This is a genomic window from Shewanella aegiceratis (assembly GCF_019457495.1).
Taxonomy (GTDB): Bacteria; Pseudomonadota; Gammaproteobacteria; order Enterobacterales; family Shewanellaceae; genus Shewanella; species Shewanella loihica.
Window position 1 is genome coordinate 3812841 of record NZ_CP080416.1, and the last position, 15082, is coordinate 3827922.

General features: G+C 55.9%; 7 protein-coding genes and 2 tRNA genes. 2 read left to right on the top strand and 7 right to left on the bottom strand.

Annotated elements, in window-relative coordinates:
* Nucleotides 1–51 precede the first annotated feature (51 nt).
* The 4 genes from K0H80_RS16560 to K0H80_RS16575 all read right to left on the bottom strand — a co-directional run bounded on the left by K0H80_RS16560 (nt 52) and on the right by K0H80_RS16575 (nt 11122).
* Nucleotides 52–4590: a Calx-beta domain-containing protein gene (locus tag K0H80_RS16560; RefSeq protein WP_220072311.1), complete on the bottom strand. Its 4539-nt coding sequence runs from the start codon at nt 4588–4590 to the stop codon at nt 52–54.
* A 182-nt stretch (nt 4591–4772) separates the two neighbouring features.
* Nucleotides 4773–5423 (bottom strand): hypothetical protein, encoded by a 651-nt coding sequence (locus K0H80_RS16565; RefSeq protein WP_220072312.1) that lies wholly within the window; start codon nt 5421–5423, stop codon nt 4773–4775.
* 69 nt (nt 5424–5492) lie between these two features.
* A complete protein-coding gene (locus K0H80_RS16570; RefSeq protein WP_220072313.1) occupies nt 5493–10100 on the bottom strand; it encodes a Calx-beta domain-containing protein in 4608 nt (1535 codons plus the stop codon).
* Between the two features lie 398 nt (nt 10101–10498).
* A complete protein-coding gene (locus K0H80_RS16575) occupies nt 10499–11122 on the bottom strand; it encodes a response regulator transcription factor (protein ID WP_220043370.1) in 624 nt (207 codons plus the stop codon).
* Nucleotides 11123–11328: 206 nt separating this feature from the next.
* On the opposite strand from K0H80_RS16575, the gene K0H80_RS16580 reads away from it, so the two are divergent.
* Nucleotides 11329–13221: a TonB-dependent receptor plug domain-containing protein gene (locus K0H80_RS16580; RefSeq protein WP_258406127.1), complete on the top strand. Its 1893-nt coding sequence runs from the start codon at nt 11329–11331 to the stop codon at nt 13219–13221.
* 396 nt (nt 13222–13617) lie between these two features.
* Here K0H80_RS16580 and K0H80_RS16585 read toward each other — a convergent pair.
* Together K0H80_RS16585 and K0H80_RS16590 are read right to left on the bottom strand one after the other, a co-directional pair.
* Nucleotides 13618–13704, bottom strand: a tRNA-Leu gene (locus K0H80_RS16585).
* Between the two features lie 51 nt (nt 13705–13755).
* Nucleotides 13756–13840 (bottom strand) — tRNA-Leu (locus tag K0H80_RS16590).
* Nucleotides 13841–14152: 312 nt separating this feature from the next.
* On the opposite strand from K0H80_RS16590, the gene K0H80_RS16595 reads away from it, so the two are divergent.
* Nucleotides 14153–14281: a DUF3149 domain-containing protein gene (locus tag K0H80_RS16595; protein WP_011867043.1), complete on the top strand. Its 129-nt coding sequence runs from the start codon at nt 14153–14155 to the stop codon at nt 14279–14281.
* A gap of 131 nt (nt 14282–14412) precedes the next feature.
* Here the strand turns inward: K0H80_RS16595 and K0H80_RS16600 are convergent, their stop codons facing one another.
* Nucleotides 14413–15024, bottom strand: a complete 612-nt coding sequence (locus K0H80_RS16600; protein ID WP_011867044.1) for a superinfection exclusion B family protein — start codon at nt 15022–15024, stop codon at nt 14413–14415.
* Nucleotides 15025–15082 lie beyond the last annotated feature (58 nt).

A 15082-nucleotide genomic window follows, 5' to 3' on the forward strand; every position in this document is an offset into this window, starting at 1 on the left:
TCTGTTACCTCTCTACAGGTAAAAAAGGTGCCCGAAGGCACCTTTTATCGTTTAACGATTCACTCTTCTACGCCATCCGAAGGCGAGCAAGGCACCCAGCAGTAGCTGTAGACCCGCGCCCCCTTTCGACGAGCTGGTGTTATCGACAATGTTGACGTTGGCAATGCTGTTGTCTGAGACGGCTACTTGCTCATCATCGCTCGACAGGATCAGGCTGAAGGACTCGGTCGCCTCCTCCTTGTCGTCCGCGCTGATGGCAACCACTATCTCCTTGGCCGCAGCGTCTTGGTCGGCCCAGGTCAGCGTACCTTCCGCCAGGGTGAAGTCTTCACCGACAGTGGCAGTGCCATCGACGGCGCGGTAGTTAACGCTCACCTCACCATCGACACCACCGACACGCTCAACCATCAGGGTCACGCTGCCATCGGCCTCGTTCACCTCATAGCTTGTGGCCTTAAAGCCCACGGCGCCCGCCACCTTGGCTTCTACCGTCAGTGACAGCGGAATCGCCTGAGTACCATATGGAGTATCGCTTTGCAGCAGCAACTGTACCTGATGCACGCCAGGCGCCAGGTCGCTGGTATCGACATCGAAGGTCACCTCTTGCTCACCGGCCACACTCAGCTGGCCGCTGGTGTGAGACACGTCAAGCCAGGTCACATCCTTATGGTCACACACGCCGGTCTCGCCAGAGGAGACGGTGAACATCTTGCTGCCTTCAATATCGACCAGACGCAGGTTACCATCACAGTCGATATCCAGACCCGTCTGACCATAGTTGCTCATGCCAGGAACATCGAGCGCGCCGATCATGCGGAAGTCGTCATGGCTATCCACAGTGTAGATATCCAGCGCCTGATCCACCTTCTCAGAACCAGGATCTGCAGGACCATTGGTACTGATAAACAAGTGACCCGTGGCCGAGTTATAGGCCAGACCCGCAGGTGCAATGCCGACGTCCTTGGTCAGATGTACTTCGCCATCTTCGTTGAAGTAACTAATGCTCATCTTGTTAGAGACACCAGCGATGAAGTCACCCGACACAGGATCATAGGCCAGACCCGAGATGCCACCCACGCCAGGACAGATTCGCTTACCTGTCACCATCAGCTTATTAGGATCGATCTCATGGATACAGTTGTCGGCAAACAGCGCCGCCTGCCACAACATGCCGGTGCGGCTGTTGAAGGCCAGATCGGTCACCAGAGCGTTTTCTGGTAGCATGGCGCTGAAGTCGATCACTTCACCTATTAGCTTACCCTCGGCGCTGTAGCGATACAGCTTGTTGTCGCCACCAAACAACTTAACGTTGTTAACCCAGAGGTCACCCGTGTTACGGTCGATAGTCGCGCTGTAAGGTACCGCCAGTCCCAGGCTGGACTTCTCGATAGACTCGCCAAAGCCAAGCTCTGCTTCCAGCACAGGGTTTTCCAGCTCGCCCTCGACGGTCGCGGCCAGTTCACCCAGTCGGTAGTTCACTCCTCGGCTACCCACGTTCTTCACCGTCAGGCTCAGTTCGCTCTGCTTACCGCTACGCACGGTTGTCGCAAGCTCTGGCTTGTCCACTTCCAACATACCCGCCTTAAGGCTCAGGTGCTGTACGGCAATCTTGTTGTCAGTAACCGTCAACTGGCTGTTGCTCACGCCATAGCCACTCTGGGTTGCCGAGATCACCTGATTACCAGCGCTTTCAAACAGTCGATATTGCCCTTCGGTGTTGGTCGCTACCTGAGTATCGCCTAGCCATACCTTGGCCTGTGCGATCGCCTCTTGGGTGTTGGCGTCTGTGATGTTACCCACAGCCAGACCACCCTGCTCCATGGAGCAGCCCAGACCAAACTCGACATCGTCGATCTGCGCCCACCAATCCCAGGCGAATTCGTTGGCATTATGGTAGCGCCAACGCAGACGGAAGTTGCTGCCGCCCACCAAGGCTTCGCCGATATCGACGTTAACCACAGTGCCTTGTTCGCTGGCATTTGCCGAGTGCAGGGTCTGCCACTCGCCGCCATCGACGCTGATGTCCATGTCCAGGGCCGAGTCGCCGGATGGGCGGAAGCCCTCCTTGAAACGCACCGTGGTGAAGCCGCCCAGCTCGGCAACCGACATGATAGGCGTTAACAGTGATGAGTCGTATGCCTTACGGCCGCCCTTATCACTGTCGATCGAGGCCGCAAGCCCCTGACCCGTGGTGTTGTTAGGACGTTCCCACTGCTCGTTGGTCTTCCAGACAATACCTGTACCCGCGGCATCGACCACTGTCCAGCCCTGAGGTGGGAAGTCTGGCGATTCGAAGTTCACCAGTGATGAGGTGTTGGTATCTATCTTGCGATAACCCAGGGCGCTACAGATCTGCTTGTCTACCGCCAGGTTAAAGGCAAGACCACTCACGCCATCGCTGCCTGGCACCAGATCCATGGTCTCTGGCTGATAGCCAGGTGCACGGGCGGTGATCGCCACTGGCCAGCCTTCGTAGCCTACGACGCTGAAGCTGCCATCGATCGCATCGGTAGCAATAGGCGTAGTCGGGATCAGCTCACCGTTTTGGCTGATCGCACCGGGTACGCCCCAGCCGTGGCCTGAACCATCGCTGATCTTGCCCGAAATCGTTACCTGAGGCATCTCGGTCAAGACCACGTTGCGCTCAAGATCGGCATCCTTGGCCACAGAGACACTGCCCTGACTCGCCTTGGTATGACCGTAGGCACGGGCCGACACCTGATAATCACCCACAGGCAGTTGCAGCTGATACTTACCTTCCTCATCGGCCACAGTGCTGTAAGGGCCGGCAACCACTTCGGCGTTCGCCAGTGGCAGGCCAGTGACGCTGTCGGTCACCACACCGTGAAGCATACCGGTAGGATCGGCCACACAGTTAGGGAAGCTGAACTTGCCGATACGGGTAGCCCACATAGACTCGAAGTCATGGTCGGCGCCATATTCCTGGGTATACCAGAAGCTACAATCGTCCGTCGGATCGATTGTCATCATGCTGCGCTTACCATAGTGACCATCGAAGGAGTTCACCTGGGCCGCCTCGGCGTCCACCAGCACCTGCTCAGCCAATGAGATCTGACCCAGAGGATCGCCATTCAGGCGACCGGTATAGCGTACAGAAGGCAGCATCTCTTCACCCGAGATGGCAAAGCCCATGCCTATGTTGCCCGAGGCATCCATCGCCATACTCGCCAGCCAGCGGTGGTTAACATCAGGGGCATAGCTGCCCTGCTGGAAGATCTCGGCACCTGCACCCAGGTTGCGGATCTCATACCAACGTACGCCGAAGTGTTGCTCGCCCACGTCAACCGTATGGTTAACCACCAGGCTCTGGTGATCGCCAAACTGTCTGAAGGCGGCGCGGTACATCAGCTTATCCTGGTAGGCTTTCAGGGCGTTGTAAGAATCGCCACCCCAGGAATCCTGCTCGATACAGGTATTGCCACAGGCCTCATTGATATCAAATGGCTCGGTCGCCAGCACGGCAACCTGGCTGAACTGACTGTTCTGCGGGTTGTTCCAGTCGGCCTTGAAGGCCCATACCTGGATCTCATCCTGGGCGCTGCCATGGACCTTATCGTCCTGCAGGCTGAGGAAATAGTTAGGGGTACCGGCGGCAGGGGCGCGCTTACCGTCGAGGTCCACCGGCAGCAGGTTAGCTGTCAGCGGCGCATCGAAATAGATAGAACGTGCGGGTACGCCGTAGAGCATCTTGTCACGCTCAAACACCACGGCGGCGGTGCCGGCTTTGCTGTTGTCGCTCTTGTTGTGTTGATTGGCCGACAGATAGTAACCGTCGCTCCATACGCCGAGCTGGGCACCGTTGTGCCACTTGTCGCCGTTTAATTCAAATTCATACAGATGCCAGTCGCCGGTAGGATCGCTGGTCTTAGAGACGGCGAAACACTGACGGCTCTCTTTACCCGAGACATAGGCGTTTTGGGTCACGACCCAGCGGTCGGCGAGCTGATCGTAAAGCACGATAGGCTCACGCTCAGTGGTCGGGCTCTCCCAAGGTTTAGCGGGAGCCGGGTTGGCATTAGGGTCGCCACAGACACCGCCCAGACGCTTCCAGAACTCTGTCATCGGAGTGCGGTCAACCAGCAGATTACCCTCTTTGTCCCACACGGCAAACGCCATGTTAACCACCTGAACATAGTGGTCGCGGCCGACATCGCCCGCCGCATCAGGCATTGGTGCCTCATCGAAACCGCTACGGGTCAGGCCATCGAAGTTCAGCGCTGGGGCCGGCATGGCGCCCGTGCCAGGCTCGGCTTGCACTGCGGTGTCACTGTACTGTTCCAGTGCCACGGCCGAAGCCATCTGCTCCTGATATTGGGCTTCCATCAGCGCCTGGTTCGACGCCGAGATGCTAGGTTTGGCCAGCTTGGTCTGAGCTGTCGGTTGGAATTTTAGTTTATTACTCACCAGCATCTTGTTGGCGAGTTTCACCAAAGGTGTCGACGACGCTTGGTTCAATGACTCCCCGACGACCGGAGAGCTGGCTGCACAAGAAAAGGCGCTGACCGTCGCCAATAATCCCGCTAGCCCCACAGAGCTGCAGCCTTGCCATGTTGACTTTTTGATACCCATCAAAAGTCTCCTTATTATAGGTTTACCTTGGCTCACGTCGTCATTGGGCGCCCTAAGACACACTCTTATCTATAGTCGCCGCTAAAGTTGACGTGATTTGCCGTTATTCGATGCTTGTGTGTATACCAGTGATACAAACTACCCGTTATTGCGCGCGGCCAACTGACAAAGATCAGTTGGGCTCAAAGATTGTGCGCTAACTGCGCCTTAAGCTGCTTGGCCTTGGCCAGTAACGCCTGTTGCTGGGCCTGATAGGCAGGCACGGCATCAACCAACGTGCTGCCCACGGTGAAGGCGGCGGCATACTTGGGCTGCTTGATACGCTCTTTCTTGTCCAGATACTTGTCGCTGCCATGCTTGAACTGCTCGAGACGCGGTGACAGCGCCGCCATGGCGTCCAGTGACTTATTGGTCGCCTGAATCACCTGGGCTAGCTTGGCCGGGTCTTGCTCGGCTTCGATGGCCACATCCAGCTTGGCGTTGACCTCGTTCGCCTGCGCCAGATAGGCGTTCAGCTGTTCGGCGTAGGGATAGCTGCCCTGGCTGAAATCCACCGAGCTGAGCGGCGATAGGGTGTTAAGCGCCGGCAGGTAGTTGTCGCGCTGCTCCTTGGCGAAATGGGCCGAGATGGCCATGAAATCCAGCATCAGCTGTGATTGATCTTGATTGAGTTGATGATAGGGATCGCTGGCCACCTCGCGGGCATGGGCCAGATCGCGCCAGCCTACCGTTTGGGTTTCGGTTTGGGCGTGAGCTTCGGTTTGAGTTTCGGCTTGGGCGCCGCTCGCCAGCAGGGCGATAGAGATGGCTAAAGTAGAGAGGAAACGTGACATATCGAATTCTCCAATGTGAATGCTAGAGGTAAAAAGCCAGCGCGAGGCTTCGCGCTGGCTTAATCACACTTATGAACGACGCGCTTGGCGACGGCTAAACAGTGAACCGACACCCAGTAGCAGAAGCAGGACTGGGCCTAAGCTACCGCCGCTGGACTTCTTGTCTTCCAGCTCAACCGTGGCAATGGTTGCCGAGTTCAGGGTCGCACCACCCGTAGGTTGTGACAGGGCGACACTGAAGGACTCCATAGACTCCTCGACATCATCGCTTAGCAACTTGATGCTGATGGTCTTGTCGGCCATGTCCATGTCGTCCCACTTGATGACGCCCCAGGCGGCTTCGAAGTCTTCACCCGCCTTGGCCGTTGCATCCAGAGTGCGGTACTCCAGGGTCAGGGCATTGTCGCTGCCACCTTGACGTGAAACTGTCAGGGTCACGGTGCCATCGGCCTCGTTAGCCTCATAGTGAGTCACGGCAAAGCCTAGTACACCTGGAACACGTTCATTCACGGTCAGTTTCACCGGAATAGACTGCATCTTATATGGGCTGTTGCTGTTGAGCAGCACCTGAACCTCATACTCGCCCGGCGCCATGTTGGCGGCGTCCACATCCAGGGTCACCTGCTGGTTACCCGCGACGCTCAGGTCACCGACGTTAGGCTGTAGCGACAACCAGTTCACATCCTGGAAGTCACACACGCCGGTCTCGCCAGAGTCAACCTCGAACAGTTGCTGCGCCTCGATATCCAGTGCCCACAGATGGCCCTGACAGTCAATCGTCAGACCCGATCCACCACCGTCGGCACGGCCGTCGATAGCGTAACCGCCGATCACCTGGTAATCGTTGGCCACATCCAGGATGTAGATATCGATATCCATAGGCTTGAAGCTGTTGGTCGCCACAAACAGGTGCTGTGATGTTGGGTTGAAGGCTAAGCCTGCGATAGGCAGACCCACATCGGTCGACTCAAGCAGAGTACCGTCGCTGCCAAAGCGATGGATCAGGCCGTCAATGAATGAACCCGAGAAGAACTGGTCGTTCACCGCGTCATAGGCCAGGCCGCGCTGCGAGGTAGTCACATCAGGACAGAGACGCTTGCCAGTGGCCTGCTTCTCAACCGGATCCAGCTCGTAGATACAACGCTCACCGCCCACCATGATCTGCCACAACTTGCCGGTGCGGCTGTTGTAGGTCATACCGGCGTGGGCACCACGGGTCGTCATCAACGGATGCAGATCGATCTTGTCTTCTGTCTTGGTACCATCTTGCTTGAAGCGATAGACCTTATCGTCACCACCAAACACACCCAGGTTGTTGATCCAGAGATCGCCTGTCGACTGGTCGAAGACCACGCCGTTAGAGGCCACCAGATCGACCGCCCAGCTCTGTACCACCTGGCTCTCTTCGAGATCCGCTTGTGGCAGAATGTAAGGCACGCGGATCTTACGTGTCGTCAGATCCCACAGGTTCTTAGGTCCAAACTTACGACCACCGATAGCCAGCTTAGGCCCTTCGACAGGCGCGGCCAGTGGCGCGTTGATCTCGCCTAGCTTGAAGGTCAGATCATTGCTGCCCGAGTTTTGGATCTCAAAGGTTTCGCTCAGGTTACGACCACTGGTCACCGCCAGCTCGATGGTTTCAGTTTCAGAGCTGAGACGACCCGCCTTGACGCTAAAGTCCTTGGCAGTCACGTCATCGGCAGTCACGCTGACATTTTCATTGACGTCGGCGTAGCCTGCCTGATGCAGGTTAATCTGCTGTTCACCCTCGGCCGAGAAGATCACATACTGACCCTGATGATCGCTCACCGCCTTGTTGCCCAGACCGTCGACGATCTCGACGTTAGCCACAGGCAGCTGAGTGTTGAAGTCGGTAATGGTACCGGCCACCAGGCCACCCTCTACCGAGCTACAACCGCGGGCGATTGAGATATCGTCCACCTGAGCCCAGTTATCCCACTGCTTGGTATCGCCATAGATGTGGTGATAGTGCCAACGCAGGCGGAACTCGGTCGCACCGGCCACTTCAGCGGCCAGATCGTAGTCCACCAGACGCTCACGAGTCGTATCTGGATAGCTCAGTAGCGTCTTCCAGGCGCCACCGTCGACACTGATGTCGAGATCAACCATAGAGCCGCCGAAGATGCCGCCGACGAAGTCCAGCTTGAACTGCAGCGCGGTGCTATCTTCCAGGGCACTGACCTGAATGCTTGGCGAGACCAGACTGGTGTCATACTTACCCCAGCCGTAACGGTCGTTATCTACTGCCGCCGACTTGCCGCTACCACCGGTAAAGTTAGGGCGATCCCAAGCGGTATTAGTACGCCACTCGATATCATCACCAGTTGCATCATTAACCACTGTCCAGCCCGCAGGTGGAAAGGTTTCGCCGTCGAAGTCTTCGACAATACCGTAGGCCTTGTAACCCGGTGCGCTACAGACGCTGTTGTTTACATCCAGCGCTAAGGTGACGCCGTTGGCGATCTGAGTATCGCTCGCCACGAAGTCCAGCCACTTCTCGTTGTAGCCGTTCAGCGCAGTAGAAGCGGTGATCTTATAGCCCCAGCCCTGATACACCTCGACGCTGAACTCACCGGTTGCCGGGTCGTTCATCAGCTCAAGGTTTGGTGCCAGTTCGCCAGCAAGGGCCAGCTTGGCCGCCAATGGCCAGCCGTGACCACTGTTATCCACTACCTTACCGGTTAGGGTGACCAGAGGTAGCGGCGACAGTGAATCGCTCAGCGTCTGCTCGCTATCTTCGGCAATCGCGAGATCCGCGTGCTTGGCTTCTTGGTAACCGTAGGCGCGAACGCTCACGTCATAGCTGCCCACAGGCATGGTCACTTCATAGTGGCCGTTCTCGTCGGTAAAGGCGGTTACTGCGCCGGCTTTCACCATGGCGTTAGCCAGTGGCTTGCCTTCGACGCCGGTCACTGTGCCGACCAGGGTACCCTGAGGACCCGTAGTACAGTTAGGGAACTTGAAGGAGCCGATGCGAGTCATCCAGTCGATGTCGCCGGCGTTCAAGTCGCCATAGTATTCCTGGGTATACCAGAAGGTACAATCGTCCACAGGATCCACGCTCATGGTGCTGTAGTCACCCCAGCGACCGTTGGCGCCGCGCTGTGAACTACCACCGGCCACCAGCTCGTTTTCACCCTGTGGCATGGTATTTAGGGGATCCGATGCCAGACGGCCGGTATAACGTACCGACGGATAGGTGTTAGGGCCAGAGACTGTGTAACCCAGGGCGATGTTGCCCACGGCGTCCATAGCCACACTGCCCATCCAGCGGGTATCGCCATCAGGCGCGTAGCTGCTCTGCTGGTGAACCGTCGGCGTGGTGCTTGGGTTGCGGATCTCGTACCAACGTGGGCTCCAGCGATTGGTATCGGCGTCGCCGGTAAACACTGTGTGGTTGAGCACCATGGCCTCGTGATCGCCAAAGTTACGATAGGCGAGACGGAACATGAGACGATAAGGAATACGGTCCAGATAGTCTTCGCTGCTCACGTCAGGCTGAGGAATACAGCCGCCCTTACAGCCGCTGAACTCCATGCCGGTAACCGGCAACATGGCGATCTGCTCGAAGGTAGATTGCTCTGGGTTTTGCCAATCTGTCTTGAAGGCCCAGATATGCAGCTCATCGGTGGCAGGCCCCTGGCTGTCATCGATAGGTTGCACGAAGTAGTTTGGCGCACCTTCCGGTGGCGGCGTCAGACCATCGAGGTCGGCCGGTAGCATACCGCCCAGCTCTGGTGCAGGATCGTCGAAGTAGACCATGCGGGCTGGTTCGCCGCGCAGCATCTTCTCACGCTCGAACACCACGGCGCCGGCGCCGCCCCACTGATCTTCACGACCATCGAGGTAGAATTGGTTCACCGACATATAGTAACCGTCTGGCCACACACCGAAGTGCGGGTAGTCGTTCATCTTGATGTCGCTGATCTTAAAGTCATACAGGTGCCATTCACCGGTAGGATCCGGCGTCTTAGACACGGCGACACACTCGTGGTAGTCAGACTGGTTGATGGCGAACTGGCTCATCATCCAGCGATCCGCCAGCGGATCGTAGAGCACGATAGGGTCACCGTCGTTGTTCTGGGCACAGATGCCCCCCAGGCTCTTCCAAATCGCATTGGTCGGCGTTGGCGGGATCAGCTGATTGCCCTGCTTGTCCCAGATGGCGAAAGAGACGTTAACCATCTGCACATAGTGATTCGGGCCGACATCGCCTGTGGTATCGGGCGGGGCAACACGGTTGATATTGTCGATGCCGTCGAAGCTCATCAGCGGCGATGGCATGCTGTCGCCGAGGAAGTCACGCTGCACGGGATCGGCTGCGTCCAGGGCCAAGACGCCCATCGTCTTACTGGATTTGCTCAGGCCAGAGGCGCTCTTACCCATGCCACCAACGAAGGGGAGTTCGAAGTTTTGGATGATTTCGCTGGTCTTACGGGTGGTTTCACCGGACGCCGAATCCATCTTACCGCGCACAAGACGTGCCTTGGTATCTTTGCTCAAGTTGAGCGCAATATCGCGCAGCGCAGGGATAGTGACGTTATTAACAGACTTACTAACCACAGGTGCTGACGCAGCAGCCTGGGCGTGATTCACCGCCATCAGGCTGACAAAGCCGAGACACAGGCTGTTGTATAATGTTGACTTTTTGAACATAGTCAAAAGCCTCCTAGTTATTTTATTACTACCAAAATTGCACCTTAAGTCCGTGTTACCCACTTAGCATCGATGCGAATTTTTGTCGTTTGAGTGTGGTTGGTTCGTATACACAAGCTGTTTCACACTACAGGCAGAAATAAATAACCAACTGACAAAGATCAGTTTGGCGAAAAAAAGCGCCAGCTCACTCGGCTTCGCACGCAGGAACAGCGCCGCCAGAGCCGATTGGCTTGAATTAGCGGCTAACCGAGCAGGAAAAAAAAATGAGCGAGAAGATCGAGACAGAAGATTGAGATGGAAGTTTGAGATGAAGAATTCGGTGTAACAAAAACTGTCTTAGCTTAAAAGCCAAGACAGTTAGCGAATGAATGTGTGGTGAATCGGACGACCTAGGGTCAGGCGTCTGCGGACTTGATCAGCGTGATGTCATGTACCAGTTCGGCCAGGGAGTCGCAGGCCATCTTCTCCATCACCCTGGCGCGGTGGATCTCCACCGTGCGCTGACTAAGTTCCAGCTCGATGGCAATCAGCTTGTTGGATTTCCCCATGACGATATTGTCGAGGATCTCCCGCTCACGTCCGGTGAGGGTAGCCAGGCGTTCTTTTATCTGACTCAGCTGCTGATGCACCAGACGCAGCTGCGCCTCCTGCTCCAGCGCCAGATTGATGCGATCCAGCAGCTCCTGATCGCGAAACGGTTTGGGGATGAAGTCGAAGGCGCCTTGGCGCATCGCCTTGACCGCCATGGGCACATCGCCATGACCGCTGATGAAGATGATAGGTAGGGATACCTGACGCTCGTTTAGCTTCTGCTGCAGCTCCATGCCGCTCATCTTGGGCATGCGCACGTCCAGCACCAGACAGCCGCTCATCTGCGGCGAATAGTCGTCGAGAAACTCCTGCGCCGAGCAGTACAGCTTGCAGGGTAGGCCGACGGACTCCATCAGGAAGGCCATCGCCTCGCGGATCGCCTCGTCGTTATCGACAATATATACGGTTTGCTCTATTTGTTGCGCCATCGGCTCATAGGGTCTCGTTTTGTTATCTATCTAGGGTATTGCATCGAACCAGGTGAATTCAATCTAATTTTCCCGCTCATCCGTCGCCTCGCCTCTCAGGCTCTTTTACTTGCCTAGGAAAAATAGTTTTGGCCAACTGATCTTTGTCAGTTTGCCGGGCCAGCGCCTTGCTAAGGTATGCCCCTAAGCACACTGGAGTAAGCCGCATGTCTTTATCTTTGAACAGAATCACTTCATCGATACTCACATCGCTCCTCGTGTTGACCTCTTCATCGGGGTTGGCCGCGCAGTCGATTGAACGTATCACCATCAATGGCAACAGGAATGCCACTCAGAGTCCTGTTGCCACGACGGCGAACGTCAATACCCTTAATCCGGACGACAGCGATTCGACCCCGACTAACCTAGCACGTTTGTTGCATTCCGTTCCCGGAATTAGTTTTGTCGGCCAGGGAGGGCTTTTTCAAACCGTCGGACTCAGGGGGATGTCCCGTTGGCGAGTGCCAACCTTTATCGGTGACATTCCGCTCTACACAGAACGCCGGGCCGGAACGACAGCTTCATTTATACCGCCGCAATTTCTCGAGTCGGTCAATGTGATCAAGGGACCCTCCTCCACCTACTATGGCTCTGGCGCCCTGGGTGGTCTGGTGCAGCTCAACCCCAAGCACGCCCACAATGTGGCGGCCAGCCTGACCCTGACCGATGCCAAGTATGATCAGCAGACCCTGGAAGCCGGTAACGAGCAGTGGTCCGTGGCGTTGTCGAGACAACACGCCGGCAACAGCGAAGATGTGCAGGGCAACACCCTTTATGATCATTTCGACCAGCAATCTGCGCTGATCGATCACCACTGGGCATTCGACAATGGCCTGGAGAGCGACACCTTCTACCTCTACAGCAATGGCGACGACATAGGTAAGTCCAGCAAGGACTATCCCAACAAGAAGATCGTCTCCTACCCGGACGAGCAGCACCACCTGCTGCAATGGCGCCTGACACGCCCCCACGACTGGAGCCTGAGCCTGTTCGCCCACGACCAGAGCCTGGAGACTGAGACCATACGCCCGGCAAAACGGGTCAACACTGTCAGTAACGAGTCTCTGGATCTTGGTGGTCACTGGGTCAAGGAGTGGCAAGGCGGCGACTTCAATGGCCGCTGGGGCGCCGATTATATCGCACGTCGCGGCGTCAAGGCTTCGGAGTTCGAGCGCTCGCTGAAAAATGACAGCACCAGTCTGCAGCAGAATATCGATGCCAGCCAGGATGAATACGCCCTGTTTGCCGACGCCAGCACCCAGCTGGATAGCTGGCAACTGGTGGCGGGCATGCGCGCGGCGCGTTATCAACAGTCCGGCGAGGGGGCTGAGGATCACTCAGATACCGCCGTCACCGGATTTATCGGCGCCGTCTATACCCGCGGCGAGCAGCAGGAGTGGAAGATTAACTTAGGCAACGCCTACCGCTTCCCCTCGCTGACCGAACACTACTACAGCGGCAGCACGGGGCGCGGCACCATAGTGGCCAACAGCGATCTGGTGCCAGAAAAATCCACCACGGCCGAGCTGACCCTGACCGATGTCTATGGCGACTTCGCCTGGCAGCTGGCAGCCTACTACTCCCGCGTCAGCGACTATATCGAGCGCGTCAGCATCGCCGAGGAGACGCTCAGCTATCGCAACGTCGACAGCGGCAGCATCAAGGGGCTGGAATATCGCATCGACTGGCGCCCCAGCGAGCAGTTTACCCTGGGCAGCACGGGCCAGTGGATAGACGCCGTCAGCGACGAGGGCGATCGCCTGGCCGATGCCGGTCGCAACGAGCTTGGTGTCAACATGGAATACAGATGGTCTGACTTTAGTTTCAGCACAGGCTATCGCTACCTGGCGCCGGTGAAGGAGCCCGCCTCGGGCGAGCTGACCCGCGAGGCCGCCAACCTGGTCGAGGCCGCCATGCGCTATCAGATCACGCCGAACCTGTCGGCCAAGGTGTGGAGCGAAAACCTCACCAACGAGAGCTACTTCTATAGCAGCGACGAGTTGGCGACCCTGGCTCGGGGCAGGCAGTTTGGCATTACCCTGAGCTATCAATTTCAGTAAGCAGAGTTAACCCCTGAGGTCGGCGTCAAGAGACGGGCACCCACCTCTTTTAACCTTAGCTATACTCCCAAAGCATGGATGCTTCTTTTTTTAGTCTTGGTTACTTCCTCCTCAGGACCCATCAGTTCCCCTAAGTACTAGAACATTGTCTAACCAGACAAGCGCTCCCCTATTCCTTACGGTAAAGGCTGATTCACGCAAGGCGCAAAATAGTAAGATGGAGTGCCTAGGGTGCGAGCATAGATTGTGGCGAGTGCAGAGGCTACAAGCGGGGTAAAAAAAAACTACAGAGAAATGGCGGCTGCCGAGATTTCAAACAAAGACAAATTTTAGGCATAAAAAAACCTGCAATTAAGCAGGTTCTTATCTCTTCTAGAGAGGAGTGCATCAACAAGTTGGTACAGATGGCGAGACTTGAACTCGCACGGCCGTTAAGCCACTAGCACCTGAAGCTAGCGTGTCTACCAATTCCACCACATCTGCATCTTGTTTGTCTGATCTTACCGCTATTCTCTCGAGGAGAGCAACTGATAATGGTACCGAAGGACGGACTTGAACCGTCACTCCCGAAGGAAACGGATTTTGAATCCGTCGTGTCTACCAATTCCACCACTCCGGCTCATCAATCAGACCTTACTCTCTGTCTCGAGTAAGTGAACGGAATTATACCTTTGCTTTTACTAATGGCAAGCCTTTTGCGGCACCTTTATTACCGACTGCCGATTTTTCATCCTAAGCGGTTAAAACTCGTCACAATCGCCCTGTTCGCAGGGGATAAATTTGCCACCAGGCTCACAAAATTCAGCAAAACGATGATAGGGCGCTATCAAATTGACAGCATTCATTGATCGAGATCAGCATTTCTCATATCCATTCGCGCTAATTTAGCTTCAGACAACGATATAAACAGCTGCGAAAGAGGATTTCTCACATGGCATTTTGGTTAGATTTAATGTTCGGTAACCCCATTGGCCTGCTATCTATGATAGTGATCTTCACCACCATTGGCATAATGTCATACATCATGTGGTTGTTTATCTCGAAGTCGAAACCAGAATAGATAGGACTTAGAAGTCCAGAAAATCATATTTCTAATGCAAATGGGGGCTTATGCCCCCACTTTTTTATCTAGCGCTCGGTGTTTTCACACCCAACTTCCTGGGCTGTTTCTACCAAATCCCCAAAATGAGATTAGGCGGCGTGCTTGCGGCTCGGCACCACACTGTGAATAAAGTGAGGTCTGGCCTTGATCAGCAGCTGTAACTGCTCTTGATTAGGCTCGCCCTGTGGCAGACGCAACACCTGGCGATTGAGATGGGATCTCGCCTCCATGGCGATCTTAAAGTCTGCCGTCGGCCCGTGGATGGCGTACTGCTGCTTGTTGCCCAGATATTGCAAGATGTTGGCCTGCAGCAGGCTCTGCACCGCGGCCTCATTTTCCGGCAGGGTCAGCACCGTCTCCCCTTGCAGGAAGAATTCCCGCAGCAAGGCGCGCTCAGTGGGATCCAGCAGCCTCACCTTCTTCTCAATCGTCTCCTTGGTGCGCTTGCCCTTGAGGTGCTTGATCGCCTCGTCGAGAAAATAGTTAGTCACCTGGGTCAGCAGATAGGCGGCGCCGACAATCAGCCCTAGGCCGATGAAGTGGGCATACTGGTTGACCAGCAGCTCTAACCTTAGGGTCTGCATCAAGGAGGTGGGCGCAAAGAGTAAGGCGGCGCTGATCAGGGTCAGCCACAACATCAAATTAAAGATCACTTGCTTGGGACTCGTCTGTTTAAACAGCATCAGATTTACTTTTTCCATCTTGATACCTAGTGTCAAAAAACCTGCAGTAAGCAGAGTAACTGCAAGTAAAATGCCA

What these genes read in the sequence shown, in the direction of transcription:
- K0H80_RS16560 (WP_220072311.1), bottom strand. Translation starts at nt 4,590, where the DNA reads ATGGGTATCAAAAAGTCAACATGGCAAGGCTGCAGCTCTGTGGGGCTA.
- K0H80_RS16565 (WP_220072312.1), bottom strand. Translation starts at nt 5,423, where the DNA reads ATGTCACGTTTCCTCTCTACTTTAGCCATCTCTATCGCCCTGCTGGCG.
- K0H80_RS16570 (WP_220072313.1), bottom strand. Translation starts at nt 10,100, where the DNA reads ATGTTCAAAAAGTCAACATTATACAACAGCCTGTGTCTCGGCTTTGTC.
- K0H80_RS16575 (WP_220043370.1), bottom strand. Translation starts at nt 11,122, where the DNA reads ATGGCGCAACAAATAGAGCAAACCGTATATATTGTCGATAACGACGAG.
- K0H80_RS16580 (WP_258406127.1), top strand. Translation starts at nt 11,329, where the DNA reads ATGTCTTTATCTTTGAACAGAATCACTTCATCGATACTCACATCGCTC.
- K0H80_RS16595 (WP_011867043.1), top strand. Translation starts at nt 14,153, where the DNA reads ATGGCATTTTGGTTAGATTTAATGTTCGGTAACCCCATTGGCCTGCTA.
- K0H80_RS16600 (WP_011867044.1), bottom strand. Translation starts at nt 15,024, where the DNA reads ATGGAAAAAGTAAATCTGATGCTGTTTAAACAGACGAGTCCCAAGCAA.